Origin of the sequence: Pantoea sp. S18 (genome assembly GCF_045689705.1) — a bacterium.
Classification (GTDB): domain Bacteria; phylum Pseudomonadota; class Gammaproteobacteria; order Enterobacterales; family Enterobacteriaceae; genus Pantoea; species Pantoea symbiotica.
This window is the reverse complement of sequence record NZ_CP142688.1, coordinates 3,451,761-3,464,563: the sequence shown is the minus strand read 5'-3', so window position 1 is coordinate 3,464,563 and position 12,803 is coordinate 3,451,761. Positions and strand designations below refer to the sequence as shown.

11 protein-coding genes are annotated in these 12,803 nt (G+C 56.1%); 8 read left to right on the top strand and 3 right to left on the bottom strand.

The features are described from left to right. Nucleotides 1-215: 215 nt before the first annotated feature. Nucleotides 216-869 carry a hemolysin III family protein gene (locus VIJ98_RS16155; RefSeq protein ID WP_323274992.1) on the top strand — a complete coding sequence of 218 codons (654 nt, stop codon included), beginning with the start codon at nt 216-218 and terminating at the stop codon, nt 867-869. Between the two features lie 49 nt (nt 870-918). On the opposite strand, the gene ygfZ is transcribed toward VIJ98_RS16155, so the two are convergent. Beyond that, nucleotides 919-1,902, bottom strand: coding sequence for a tRNA-modifying protein YgfZ (gene ygfZ, locus VIJ98_RS16150; RefSeq protein ID WP_323274990.1), 984 nt, complete (start codon nt 1,900-1,902; stop codon nt 919-921). A gap of 218 nt (nt 1,903-2,120) precedes the next feature. Between ygfZ and sdhE the strand changes: the two genes are divergently transcribed. Both sdhE and VIJ98_RS16140 read left to right on the top strand, forming a co-directional pair. Further along, nucleotides 2,121-2,387, top strand: coding sequence for an FAD assembly factor SdhE (gene sdhE, locus VIJ98_RS16145; RefSeq protein ID WP_061719865.1), 267 nt, complete (start codon nt 2,121-2,123; stop codon nt 2,385-2,387). 34 nt (nt 2,388-2,421) lie between these two features. Next, nucleotides 2,422-2,781 (top strand): protein YgfX, encoded by a 360-nt coding sequence (locus tag VIJ98_RS16140; protein ID WP_323274987.1) that lies wholly within the window; start codon nt 2,422-2,424, stop codon nt 2,779-2,781. Here VIJ98_RS16140 and fldB read toward each other — a convergent pair. Further along, a complete protein-coding gene (gene fldB / locus VIJ98_RS16135; RefSeq protein WP_258143860.1) occupies nt 2,778-3,296 on the bottom strand; it encodes a flavodoxin FldB in 519 nt (172 codons plus the stop codon). The two genes, VIJ98_RS16140 and fldB, sit on opposite strands and share 4 nt — an antisense overlap. 100 nt (nt 3,297-3,396) lie before the next feature. Here fldB and xerD point away from each other — a divergent pair, with 100 nt between their 5' ends. Genes xerD through recJ form a run of 3 tightly spaced genes read left to right on the top strand, consistent with a single transcriptional unit; the run spans nt 3,397 to nt 6,760 of the window. After that, nucleotides 3,397-4,290, top strand: a complete 894-nt coding sequence (gene xerD, locus VIJ98_RS16130; RefSeq protein WP_323274985.1) for a site-specific tyrosine recombinase XerD — start codon at nt 3,397-3,399, stop codon at nt 4,288-4,290. A 22-nt stretch (nt 4,291-4,312) separates the two neighbouring features. Beyond that, the gene (gene dsbC, locus VIJ98_RS16125) at nt 4,313-5,026 is read left to right on the top strand and encodes a bifunctional protein-disulfide isomerase/oxidoreductase DsbC (protein WP_323274983.1); all 714 of its coding nucleotides are present in this window, start codon (nt 4,313-4,315) and stop codon (nt 5,024-5,026) included. Between the two features lie 6 nt (nt 5,027-5,032). Further along, complete coding sequence (recJ, locus tag VIJ98_RS16120) at nt 5,033-6,760, top strand: single-stranded-DNA-specific exonuclease RecJ (RefSeq protein WP_323274981.1); 1,728 nt, start codon at nt 5,033-5,035, stop codon at nt 6,758-6,760. Between the two features lie 81 nt (nt 6,761-6,841). Here the strand turns inward: recJ and VIJ98_RS16115 are convergent, their stop codons facing one another. Then, the gene (locus tag VIJ98_RS16115) at nt 6,842-9,604 is read right to left on the bottom strand and encodes an autotransporter domain-containing protein (RefSeq protein ID WP_323274979.1); all 2,763 of its coding nucleotides are present in this window, start codon (nt 9,602-9,604) and stop codon (nt 6,842-6,844) included. Nucleotides 9,605-10,158: 554 nt separating this feature from the next. Between VIJ98_RS16115 and prfB the strand changes: the two genes are divergently transcribed. Together prfB and lysS are read left to right on the top strand one after the other, a co-directional pair. Continuing rightward, nucleotides 10,159-11,257, top strand: a protein-coding gene (gene prfB / locus VIJ98_RS16110) for a peptide chain release factor 2 (protein WP_323274977.1) whose coding sequence is annotated in 2 segments (ribosomal slippage) — nt 10,159-10,233 and nt 10,235-11,257 — 1,098 coding nt in all. Because the reading frame shifts where the segments join, the coding sequence is not laid out codon by codon here. A 9-nt stretch (nt 11,258-11,266) separates the two neighbouring features. Then, nucleotides 11,267-12,787, top strand: a complete 1,521-nt coding sequence (gene lysS, locus VIJ98_RS16105; protein WP_154155352.1) for a lysine--tRNA ligase — start codon at nt 11,267-11,269, stop codon at nt 12,785-12,787. Nucleotides 12,788-12,803: the final 16 nt, after the last annotated feature.

Genomic DNA, 12,803 nt, shown 5'->3' with positions numbered 1-12,803 from the left:
TTGAAAACGATGATCATTTATGCACAAAACACCAGCAAATCACCGTATGGTCGCCATTAATGGCGACCGATTCCCGCTAATTTAATCAATCTCTCACCTGTCACACCCACTCACAGATTTAATTTAGCGTACATGTGTACTCTGAAAATTATCCCGGTTACTCTGGTTGCTCAGAAATAGCACACTCGCTTTTTCCGTTGTTCAGGAATCCCTTCATGGTACAAAACCCAGTTATTACCCAGGGCTACTCGTTGGCAGAAGAGATCGCCAATAGTATCAGCCACGGAATCGGCTGCATTTTCGGTATCATCGGGCTGGTGTTAATGCTGACACAAGCCGTTGAATCACAAGCTAACATCACCGCAATCACCAGTTACAGCCTGTACGGCGGCAGCATCATTTTGCTCTATCTCGCCTCAACGCTGTATCACGCAATTCCCCATCAAAAAGCCAAATACTGGCTGAAGAAATTTGATCATTGCGCCATCTATCTGTTGATTGCCGGCACTTACACGCCGTTTTTGCTGGTGGGGCTCAATTCGCCGCTGGCGCAGGGTTTGATGGTGGTGATTTGGAGTCTGGCGCTGGCCGGTATCCTGTTTAAAATCGCCTTTGCTCACCGCTTTGAAGCGCTGTCGCTGGTGACTTATCTCGGTATGGGTTGGTTATCGCTGGTGGTGATTTATCAGCTGGCGATCAAACTGTCGCCGGGCGGGATTTGGCTGCTGGCTGCCGGTGGGATTGTTTATTCGCTGGGGGTGATTTTCTACGTCTCGCGCCGCATTCCTTATAGTCACGCCATCTGGCATGGTTTTGTGCTTGGCGGCAGCGTGTTGCACTTCTGCGCGATTTATTTTTACGTCATGTAAGCTCGATCCAGGTCGCCATAAATGGCGACCCTACGGGTTTGGTGCGCAATTATTCTGTCAATGAATACGGCAGCGGCTGAATGGTCAACTTGCCACTTTCATCACCTTCCACGCGTAATACGCTATCCGGTTCCAAATCGTTGTTCATCACCACCTGCACCCAAACGCTGCCGTCATCCAGCTGCACGCCGCTCAATACCGTGCCAGTACGACGCCATTTATCGCCCATCTGCAGCTCCATTGAACCGCCAACGTCCGGCACTTTGCTGGCTTTACCCGCCAGCCAATAGAGTGCGCGTTTGTTGGCGCCGCGGAATTTGGCCCGTGCCACCATTTCCTGGCCGGTGTAGCAGCCTTTTTTGAAGCTGATGGCATCTAGCGCCTGCAGGTTTGTGGCTTGTGGAATCAGCTGCGCGCTGGTAGCGCTTTCAATCACCGGAATGCCCGCTTCGATGTCCAGCGCCAACCATTGCAGGCTGTCATTGAACTGCGCTTCTCCCGCCAGTTTATCTTTCAGCGCATTTGCCTGGTCTGGCGTGGTCACCAGCAGGAAACGCTCAGCTGGTTGGGCAAACCACAGCAGCGTGCTGTCACCTTGCTGTACCACCGGCGTTTCGGCATCCGGCAGCGTGCTGAACACGCCCGCCAGCGCGGCGCGCGCCTGGAAACCGGCAACGCCCAGTAGCACCGCTTCATCATCAGCGACGAGGGTGACTTTGGCGAACACTGCGTATTTCTTCAGTTCGGTAAGCTGCTGCTCGCGCAGGTTGCGGCGTACCACGTAAGCGTAACCTTCGGTGCGATGGAACAGACGAATGTTGCTCCACATTTTTCCTTTGGCATCGCAGTGCGCGGCGGGACGATGTTGCGTCTCGCCCATCGCCGCAACATCCAGCGTCAGCTGACCTTGCAGATAAGACGTGCTGTCATTGCCCTGCACCTTCACCAGCGCCCATTCGTCGAGCGAAATCAGGGTCAAAGGCAGGCGTGACGATGCAGCAGGCTGGCGAGGTGGAAGGGTAAAAATCGACATGTCTCTTTCCTGATTAATGAGGTAATAGGTTGCAATGGTAAAAGAGCAGTGCGGCTTTGCAACCTGTTTACTGAATATGGCGCACAAATCGCGTGATACCCATTGCAAACTGGGGGATGTAACGCCGAGGCATTGCACAGGGTTAAGCACAGCGCCTGCAGCGAGAAAAAAAAGCAGGTACACTGAGCGCCACTGTTTTTAGTCATGGAACCTGAGACATGGAAATTAACGACAAAGCCCGCGTCCAATGGGCATGCCGTCGCGGCATGCTGGAGCTGGATATCGCTATCATGCCGTTTTTCAAATTCGAATATGATTCGCTGGACGACACCGATAAGCAGGTGTTTATCGCGCTGTTAAAGAGTGACGATCCCGATCTGTTCAACTGGTTAATGAATCACGGTGAACCGGTCGATCCCGAGTTCAAACGCATGGTGAAACTGATTCAGCAGCGCAACCGTGAACGCGGTCCGGTGGCAATGTGATCTGCGGGCGTCACGCAGTGCGCGCGCACTGAATGTGACGCTCTTTCTGCTGTGCGCCGGTTTGCTGCTGGCGCTTGAGTGGCCTGACGCGTGGGCGTGGAGTAAAGCGCCGGTGTTAGTGCTGCTGCTGGCAGAATGCTGGCACAACGAGCGCCGTTTGGTGCAGCGCGTAGGTCATCTGGCGCTGGACGTGAAGGGCAACTGGCTGTGGCGCGGCGTGCGCTGGCGAGCGGAGCGCAGGGCAGATTGGTTGCCGTATGGCGTTTTGCTGGTGTTGCGTAATCAGCAGGGGAAACGCTGGCGGCTGTGGTTAATGCACGACAACCTGCCGCCCGGTGAATGGCGCACGTTACGCGCCTGCTGTTTTCTGCGCGAGGGGCAAACGCTGCCTTAAAGCAGCGCTGCAGTTTCCGTCAGAATCTGTTCGCACCACTGTTCGACGCGCTCATCGCTCAGTTCGAACTGATTAACATCATCAAGCGCCAGGCCGACAAACTGGTTGCCATCGGCGGTCAGCGGTTTTTTGCTGGTAAACTCATAGCCTTCCAGCGGCCAGTAACCCACAAACTGCACGCCCATCGGCTGCAACAGTTCGTGCAGCATGCCCAGCGCATCAAGGAACCATTCGGCGTATTCGCCCTGATCGCCCATGCCGTACAGCGCCACGATTTTCCCGCGCAAGTTCAGCGCCGGAATCTGCGGCCAAATCGCTTCCCAATCTTCCTGCAACTCACCGAAATCCCACGTCGGAATACCGAGGATCAGCAAATCGTACTGTTCCATCAGCGACGGATCGTCATCTTTCAAATTGTGTAGCGTGACTAATTCTTCACCGATAAAGTCGCGAATCTTCTCCGCCGTCATCTCGGTGTAGCAGGTGCTCGAACCATAAAACAAACCAATATTCATGCAATTAATGCTCTGTCTGAAACTGACTCGGGGGCAATTGTACCAGAAGCAGGCTACTTTCAGGCATAATGAGCACGATTTCACACGGGCGGAGAGTACAGTGCAGGACAGCGATCTGATCGAACAGTTTCTGGATGCGCTTTGGATTGAGCGTAATCTGGCGCAGAACACGCTCGCCTCTTATCGGCAGGATCTGCAAACGCTCACCGGATGGCTGCATCACCACGATCGCACGCTATTGACGTTAGAAGCGCTTGATTTGCAGCAGTTTCTCGCCGAACGCGTCGAGGGCGGCTACAAAGCCACCAGTTCGGCGCGCACCCTCAGCGCCATTCGCCGCTTGTGCCAATATCTTTATCGGGAAAAAGTGCGCAGCGACGATCCCAGCGCGCTGCTGTCGGCACCGAAATTGCCGCAGCGTCTGCCGAAAGATCTCAGTGAAAATCAGGTCGAACGCTTGTTGCAGGCACCGAGCATTGATGTGCCGCTTGAACTTCGCGACAAGGCGATGCTGGAATTACTGTACGCCACCGGTTTACGCGTGACGGAGCTGGTGGGTTTGACCATCAGCGATATCAGCCTGCGTCAGGGCGTTGTGCGCGTGATCGGTAAAGGCAACAAAGAGCGTCTTGTGCCGTTAGGTGAAGAAGCGGTGTACTGGATTGAATACTATACGGAACATGGTCGGCCGTGGCTGCTCAACGGGCAAACGCTGGACGTGATGTTTCCCAGCCAGCGCGCGCAGCAAATGACGCGACAGACCTTCTGGCATCGCATCAAACACTATGCGACCCTTGCCGGTATCGATAGCGAAAAGCTGTCGCCGCACGTGCTGCGCCACGCATTTGCCACACATTTACTGAACCATGGCGCCGATTTGCGCGTCGTACAGATGTTGCTGGGACACAGCGACCTCTCGACCACCCAAATTTATACGCACGTCGCCACTGAGCGCCTGCGTCTGTTACATCAACAGCATCATCCGCGCGCTTGAGATGCGGTAACAAGGATTTAAGATGAAAAAGCAGCTAACGATGCTGGCTCTGCTGGTCAGTGCATGCACTGGATTGGCGCATGCCGATGACAACGCCATTCAGCAAACGCTGAAAAAACTGGGATTGCAGCAGGCTGAAATCCAGCCGTCACCGCTACCGGGTATCAAAACGGTGCTGACCGAAAGCGGCGTGCTTTACGTCTCTGAAGACGGCAAACACATGATTCAGGGCCCGCTGTATGATGTTAGCGGCAGCCAACCGGTCAACGTCACCAACCAGCTGCTGGATAAAAAAGTCACCGCGCTGGCGCCAGATATGATTGTCTACAAAGCGCCGAAAGAGCAGCACGTGATCACCGTGTTCACCGATATCACCTGCGGCTATTGCCGCAAGCTGCATGAGCAGATGGCCGACTACAACGCGCTCGGCATCACCGTGCGCTATCTGGCCTTCCCGCGTGAAGGTCTGAACGGTCAGGTAGAAAAAGCCATGCGCGCCATCTGGTGCAGCGCCGACCGTAACAAAGCCTTCGATGCAGCGATGAAAGGCGATGCGCCGCAGATGGATGCGCCAGCGACCTGCAAAATCAATATTGAGCAGCAGTACAAACTCGGCATCCTGTTTGGCATTCAGGGCACGCCAGCCATTCTCACTGATAGCGGCATGATGATTCCTGGCTATCAGGGACCGCAAGAGCTGAAGCAGGTGCTTGACGGCCAGAAGCGTGGCGGTTAACGCACAGTGATTCATTCTGTTGAATTGCGTCGGCGCGAAGCCGAGACCGAAGCCATCCTACCCGCTGATTTGCCCCCTTTGCTGCGCCGCTTGTATCTGCAACGCGGCGTGAAAGAGGCGCTGGAACTGGAGCGCGGCGCTAAACATCTGCTGCCGTGGCAAACGCTGGGCGGCATCGAAGCCGCCGTGACGCTGCTGCACCAGATGCTGCTGGCAGGCAAGCGCATTGTGGTGGTGGGCGATTTCGATGCCGATGGCGCCACCAGCACCGCGTTAACCGTGCTGGCGCTGCGCAGCCTCGGCGGCAACGTTGATTATCTGGTGCCAAACCGTTTCGAAGATGGCTACGGCTTGAGTCCGGAAGTGGTCGAGCAGGCCAAAGCACGCGGTGCGGAGATGATTCTCACCGTCGACAACGGCATCTCATCACACTCCGGTGTGGATACTGCGCATCAATACGGCATTCCGGTGTTGGTTACCGATCACCACTTGCCAGGTGAAACCTTGCCCGCCGCCGAAGCGATTGTGAACCCGAACCTCAACGACAGCGAATTCCCTTCACGTTCGCTGGCGGGTGTTGGCGTGGCCTTCTATCTGATGCTGGCGCTGCGTGCGCATCTGCGTCAGCAAAACTGGTTTAGCGATAGCCGCGCCGAGCCAAACCTGGCGGAACTGCTCGATCTGGTGGCGCTGGGCACGGTAGCCGATGTGGTGCCGCTGGATGCCAACAACCGCATTCTGGTGTGGCAAGGTTTGAGCCGTATCCGTGCCGGTAAATGCCGCGCCGGGATTCGCGCACTGCTGGAGATTGCCAATCGCGATGCGCGTCAACTTGCCGCCAGCGATCTCGGTTTTGCCGTCGGTCCGCGTCTTAATGCTGCTGGTCGTCTGGACGATATGTCGGTCGGCGTGGCGTTGCTGCTCACCGAAGATATCTCCGAGGCGCGCATGCTGGCGAATGAACTTGATGCGCTGAATCAGACGCGCAAAGAGATTGAGCAGGGCATGAAGAGTGAAGCGCTGGCGCTGTGCGATGAGCTGGAGCGCCAGCACACCGATCTGCCGCTGGGTCTGGCGTTTTACCATCCTGAGTGGCATCAGGGCGTGGTCGGGATTCTGGCGTCACGGTTGAAAGAGCGCTTCCATCGTCCGGTGATCGCTTTCGCTCCCGCCGGAGACGGCACGCTGAAAGGTTCTGGCCGCTCGATTGCCGGTTTGCATCTGCGCGATGCGCTGGAGCGTCTCGACACGCTGTTCCCTGGTTTGATGATCAAATTTGGTGGTCACGCCATGGCCGCCGGATTGTCACTGGAAACCGCGAAGTACGAGGAGTTCCGTGAGCGTTTTGCCGCGTTAATTGATGAGTGGCTGGATGGCGAAGCGTTGCAGGGCGTGATTTGGTCGGACGGCGAACTGCATGCGCAGGAGTTTACGCTGCACACCGCCGAAATGCTGCGAGAAGCCGGTCCGTGGGGCCAGGCGTTCCCGGAGCCGGTGTTCGATGGCAAGTTCAAGCTGCTACAACAGCGGTTAGTGGGCGAGCGTCATTTAAAAGTGATGGTCGAGCCGCTCGGCGGCGGCCCGCTGTTAGATGGAATTGCCTTCAACGTGGATACCACGCTGTGGCCAGACAGCAGCGTGCGTCAGGTGCAGTTGGCCTACAAGCTGGATATCAACGAGTATCGTGGCAATCGTTCGGTGCAATTGATCATCGATCATATCTGGCCGATGTAATGTGCGTGAGGTCGCCATGAATGGCGACCCTACACCGTAGGGTGCGCATTTATGCGCACCTGGTTGGCCTTAAAACGTTTATCAGAAACTCACATCCACACCGCCGCGCAGCACTTTCTCGTCACCGCGATCGGCGAAGTGCTGGTCGGCGCGCAGGAACAGGCGCGCACATGACGTCTGCGCCACATCCAACCGCACGCCTAACCACTGCGACCGGCGATCGAGCTGCATACCAGGAATCGTGAAGCGGTTCTGGTCATCACCAAATCCACCCCAGCGCGCGCTGACATCCATCGACGGATTGTTGAACGCGTACTGATATTCGCCATACATGCTCAGCATGCTCCACAATCCAGCCGACCAATCCTGCCGTGCGCTGATACTCAAACCGCTATATCCCACGCTACGTCGATAGCTGTCGCCGTCACCACTCAGACCAAACGCGCTGCCTTTGTCCTCAAACGCACCGGTATCCAGCCCGGTTTCACGCCAGCCGAGATACGGTTCGAGGCGATAGTTATCCTCAATTGTCCAGCGATAGCCGCTTTGCAGCGCCGCCTGCCAGCTGTTGCTGCTGGTGGTTGATGACACCGGCGAAGCTTCATCCAGCAACACCAAACGCTTCAACTCATCACGGCCATGTTGATAGCTAAGATTGCCCTGCAGATACCACTCTGGCGTCAAATCGTAACGGCTATACAGCATCGCGCCTTGCAGACGATTACGGCTGGTGCCGCCAGTTTGGTCGTAGGTGGAATCGATCTGATTCTGCGTCCAGGCCACGCCCACGCGCAGACCGGAAACGCCTAAATCACTATCTACGCCCAGCGCAGTAAGCGTGTTGCGATAATCGGTGCCGAGGTAGCCCGCCTGATCCAGCGAACCGCGCAGTTGACCGCTCTCGATCCAGAAGCCGTAACGATTGTCGGCGCTGGCGTCGGCGATGCGATTGCTCAACAGGCGGCTTTGATAATCCAGCGCGTTAAACAGCACCGCATTGCTGGAGGCGTGCGCCTGACCGGAAAGTGAATTGATGGCAGCCTGCGCACTGCTGGCATCCGCCAGCGTCTGGAAAGCTCCGGCCGCGCCCAGTGCCGACTGCTGCGCACTGCTAAGCGATCCCTGTTGCTGCCAGCTATCCGCCACGCTGAACGCCTGCTCCAGATTTGCGGCCGTTTGCTGGGTGCTGGTGCCGTTGATGCCCATCGCTGCCGCTGCTGCCGCAGTATTTTTACGCGTCAGCTGGCCGATCACGCTGTTGGCGTTGTAGCTGACCGAACCATCAAGGAACACGCCGGTATTGACCTGACTGAACTGGCCGCTGACGCCCGCATCGCTGGTCAGCAGCGTTTCCTGCTGTTTCACTACATAGGTTGATGACGGTGGCGCAAGGTTCAGCGTGCCGTCCAGCGTCGAGTGGCCCGCTACGCGCAGCGGACTGTTCAGCGCAATATTCAGCACGCCATTACTGCGTTGCTGGTAATCGCCTTGCACCTGCAAGCCGCCGTTGACCGATCCCTGATTGAGTAAGCTGCCGCCAATCACGCCGCTGCCGCCAAGGGTGCCGCTGCCGCTGACGTTGGCACTGCCAGCAATCGCGCCATCGATAAGCAACGTATTTGCCGAAACGCTGGTCTGGCCGAGGTAACTGTTGTTGCCGGTTAACTGCAGCACGCCTCCATTATTCGCGCCGTCAAGGATCAGGCCGCGATCGCCGCTGATGGCATTAGAGAAGACATAGCTGCCCGCATCCAGACTGGCGTGAAAATCATCGGCCCAAAACATCGCCGGACCGTTCAGCGCTTTCGCCTGGTTGAGATCGCCCCAGCCGAAGGTATCGTTGTAAGGCCGCCCGTTGGCGCTATCCGCAGCGCCTGCATAAGCATCGCTGCGATAAGTGGCGGTGGTCAGCAGCGTCTGCTGCAGGTTGTAGCCGCTCATCCACGGAAAGCGCTGCAACACTTGCGAAGCCGCTGCAGCGGCGCGCGGTGCGGCAAACGAGGTGCCGTAGCTACGCGCATTCACCCAGGTGCCATCGGCATTCTGAAAGCGATAATCGCTGTAACCTGGCGCGCTCAGGCACCATGCCGCGGCGTTGCCGCAGGCGTCAAACGGCCCGGTTAATGCCGCGCGGTTCGCCGTATCGTATGAGGTGCTGTCCATCACGCCGGTAACCGCCAGCATGTTCTTTTGCAGCGCGCTGTCCTGATAAATCAGCGGCAGTTGGGCGTTAGGAGAAGGTGTTGCGGTGCCGCCATTGCCGGTGATCACCACCGCTAAGCCGTCAGCCGCCGCAATCTCACGCATGCTTTGCACTAGCACCTGATAGCGCGGTTGCGCATCGGTTAGCGCCTGCGCGGTGGTTAAGCGCTCGCTGGAGGCGTACGACATATTGAAAACCCGCACGCCCTGGCTCAGCAGGCCGCTCACGGCGCGCGCGGTATCGTTGTACTGAAAGACATTGTTCTGCGATGCCTGCGCCACATACAGCGTGCTGCTCGGTGACAAGCCCAATAACGTCAGCGCCACCACGGTGCCGTGACCGTTAATGCCCTGATTATCATTTAAACTGCTGCCGCCGCCGACGTAACTGGTGAACTGCACGTTAGCGTAATTAATTTCACTGCGATCGGGCGACAACCCCGAATCAATAATGCCGACTTTGCTGGCATTGCCTGACGCGCTGGGCTGCGCTGGCGTGGGTGTTTCAGGCGTGCCGGCGGTGGGCGAGGTTGCTGCGCTACCGCCGCCTCCACCTCCGCCGCCACCACCGCAGGCGGCAAGTAACAAAGGCATTAACAAGGCAAGCAGGCGCGGAGAAGTGCGCAAACCGGGAATAAACATCGATACTCCTTCATGTCTCTCAGAACATGTTGTGCCCGCTCACGTTTACGGGCGCTGATTACTGTGTCATTCCCTGTCGAAGCTGCGCATTCCTGGCGGTCGTGGTGACAAACGGTCTGGACGTTAGTGATGTCCATCGGGGGGATAGTCACTGAGCAAAATGATAAAAGGGCGCTAACAAATCGATAGGCTGAATATCAGCTGCTTAATGGCGTTATTTGAGACGTGTCTGCTTTCTTGCAGGAAATTTCTCACAAGACAATTCTTAATGATTTATCTTTATAAATCATGATCTTTAATGACGTCTTTCAGCGCTAATTGCCTAAAATTTGCAGGAAAATTCCTAAGAAGGTTCTGAAGACGAGGTGTTTGTTGCGGTGTTTTGGAAAGCGTAGCGAGTGCAGCTTTCCAGAAGCTTGAGAATTTTTTTTCTCGCGGGCGATGCGCGCTCACTCAGGCCGCGTGCAATGCTACAAAGTACGCACACTTTCGGGTAAACTAGCGCGTTAGTTTTTATCTCCTTTCACCGAATCGTCAAAAAAGACTGAAAAGCCATGTTTGAAATTAATCCGGTCAAAAATCGTATTCAGGATCTCACCGAGCGCAGCGACGTTCTTCGGGGGTATCTTTGACTACGATGCTAAGAAAGAACGCCTCGAAGAAGTAAACGCCGAGCTGGAGCAGCCAGACGTCTGGAACGAACCCGAGCGCGCGCAAGCGCTGGGCAAAGAACGTGCTTCACTGGAAGCCGTGGTCGAAACCCTGGATCACATGACACAAGGCCTGGAAGATGTGCAGGGCCTGCTGGATCTGGCGGTGGAAGCCGACGACGAAGAGACCTTCAACGAAGCGGTTGCCGAGCTTGATGCACTGGAAGTGAAGCTGGGCGAACTGGAATTCCGTCGTATGTTCTCCGGCGAATATGACAGCGCCGACTGCTACATGGATATTCAGGCCGGTTCCGGCGGCACCGAAGCGCAGGATTGGGCCAGCATGCTGCTGCGCATGTATCTGCGCTGGGCGGAAGCCAAAGGCTATAAAACCGAAATTATCGAAGAGTCAGACGGTGAAGTGGCCGGAACCAAATCCGCCACCATTAAAATCATCGGCGACTACGCGTTTGGCTGGCTGCGTACCGAAACCGGCGTTCATCGCCTGGTGCGTAAGAGCCCGTTCGATTCCGGCGGCCGTCGTCATACCTCATTCAGTTCGGTGTTTATCTACCCGGAAGTGGATGACAACATCGATATCGATATCAATCCCGCCGAGCTGCGTATCGACGTTTACCGCGCCTCCGGTGCGGGCGGCCAGCACGTTAACAAAACCGAGTCTGCGGTGCGTATTACCCACTTGCCGACCAACATTGTGGTGCAGTGCCAGAACGACCGTTCACAGCACAAGAACAAAGATCAGGCCTTCAAGCAGTTACGCGCCAAGCTGTACGAGTATGAGATGCAGAAGAAAAACGCGGACAAGCAGGCAGCGGAAGATAACAAATCTGATATCGGCTGGGGCAGCCAGATCCGTTCTTATGTTCTCGACGATTCACGCATCAAGGATCTGCGCACCAGCGTAGAAACCCGCAACACCCAAGCGGTGCTGGATGGCGATATCGATCGTTTTATTGAAGCAAGTTTAAAAGCAGGGCTATAAGGAACCGACATGTCTGAACAACAACCGCAGAGCGCTGATGCCGCCCTTGAGTTAAACAACGAACTGAAAGCACGTCGCGAAAAACTCAGCGCGCTGCGTGAAAAAGGCGTGGCGTTTCCTAACGATTTCCGCCGCGACACCACGTCCGATGTGCTGCACGCCAGCTATGACGCTAAAGAGAACGAAGAGCTGGAAGCGCTGGGCGTAGAAGTGAGCGTGGCCGGTCGTATGATGACGCGCCGCATCATGGGGAAAGCGTCATTCGCTACCCTGCAGGATGTCGGCGGCCAGATTCAGATCTACGTCTCACGCGACGATCTGCCAGAAGGCGTCTACAACGAGCAGTTCAAAAAGTGGGATCTCGGCGATATCCTCGGTGCGCGCGGTAAGCTGTTCAAAACCAAAACCGGTGAGCTGTCGATCCACATCACTGAGCTGCGTCTGCTGACCAAAGCGCTGCGTCCGCTGCCGGACAAATTTCACGGCCTGGCCGATCAGGAAACCCGTTATCGTCAGCGTTATCTCGATCTGATCTCCAACGACGATTCGCGCAAAACCTTCAAAATTCGCTCACAAATCATGGCCGGCATTCGTCAGTTCATGGTTAACCGCGAGTTTATGGAAGTGGAAACCCCGATGATGCAGGTGATTCCTGGTGGCGCGTCTGCGCGTCCGTTCATCACCCATCACAATGCGCTCGACATCGATATGTACCTGCGTATTGCGCCAGAACTGTATCTGAAGCGCCTGGTAGTTGGCGGATTTGATCGCGTGTTCGAGATCAACCGTAACTTCCGTAACGAAGGCATTTCGCCGCGTCATAATCCAGAGTTCACCATGATGGAACTCTATATGGCGTATGCGGATTACAAAGATCTGATCGAGCTGACTGAAAGCCTGTTCCGTACCCTGGCGCAGGATGTGCTGGGCACCACGGAAGTGCCGTATGGCGATCACAGCTTCGATTTCGGTAAGCCGTTCGAGAAGCTCACCATGCGTGAAGCGATCAAGAAATACCGTCCGGAAACCGACCTGAGCGATCTGGAAGACTTCGATAAAGCAGTAGCGATTGCTAAATCGCTGCACATCAAAGTCGAGAAGAGCTGGGGCCTCGGCCGCGTAGTAACCGAGATCTTCGAAGAGACCGCTGAAGCGCACCTGATTCAGCCAACCTTCATCACCGAATACCCGGCTGAAGTGTCGCCGCTGGCGCGTCGTAATGACGAGAACCCGGAAATCACCGACCGCTTTGAGTTCTTCATCGGCGGCCGTGAAATCGGTAACGGCTTCTCAGAGCTGAACGATGCAGAAGATCAGGCTGAGCGTTTCCTGCAGCAGGTGAACGCGAAAGAGTCTGGCGATGACGAAGCGATGTTCTACGACGAAGACTACGTCACCGCGCTGGAGCACGGCCTGCCGCCAACCGCAGGTTTGGGTATTGGTATCGACCGTATGGTGATGTTGTTCACCAACAGCCACACCATCCGCGACGTGATCCTGTTCCCGGCACTGCGCCCGACCGGTAAGTAATCCTCTCCGGCATCTT

Excerpts from the sequence above, each read along its gene's own strand:
- lysS (WP_154155352.1), top strand. The coding sequence starts at position 11,267 with ATGTCTGAACAACAACCGCAGAGCGCTGATGCCGCCCTTGAGTTAAAC.
- VIJ98_RS16155 (WP_323274992.1), top strand. The coding sequence starts at position 216 with ATGGTACAAAACCCAGTTATTACCCAGGGCTACTCGTTGGCAGAAGAG.
- VIJ98_RS16115 (WP_323274979.1), bottom strand. The coding sequence starts at position 9,604 with ATGTTTATTCCCGGTTTGCGCACTTCTCCGCGCCTGCTTGCCTTGTTA.
- fldB (WP_258143860.1), bottom strand. The coding sequence starts at position 3,296 with ATGAATATTGGTTTGTTTTATGGTTCGAGCACCTGCTACACCGAGATG.
- ygfZ (WP_323274990.1), bottom strand. The coding sequence starts at position 1,902 with ATGTCGATTTTTACCCTTCCACCTCGCCAGCCTGCTGCATCGTCACGC.
- sdhE (WP_061719865.1), top strand. The coding sequence starts at position 2,121 with ATGGAAATTAACGACAAAGCCCGCGTCCAATGGGCATGCCGTCGCGGC.
- dsbC (WP_323274983.1), top strand. The coding sequence starts at position 4,313 with ATGAAAAAGCAGCTAACGATGCTGGCTCTGCTGGTCAGTGCATGCACT.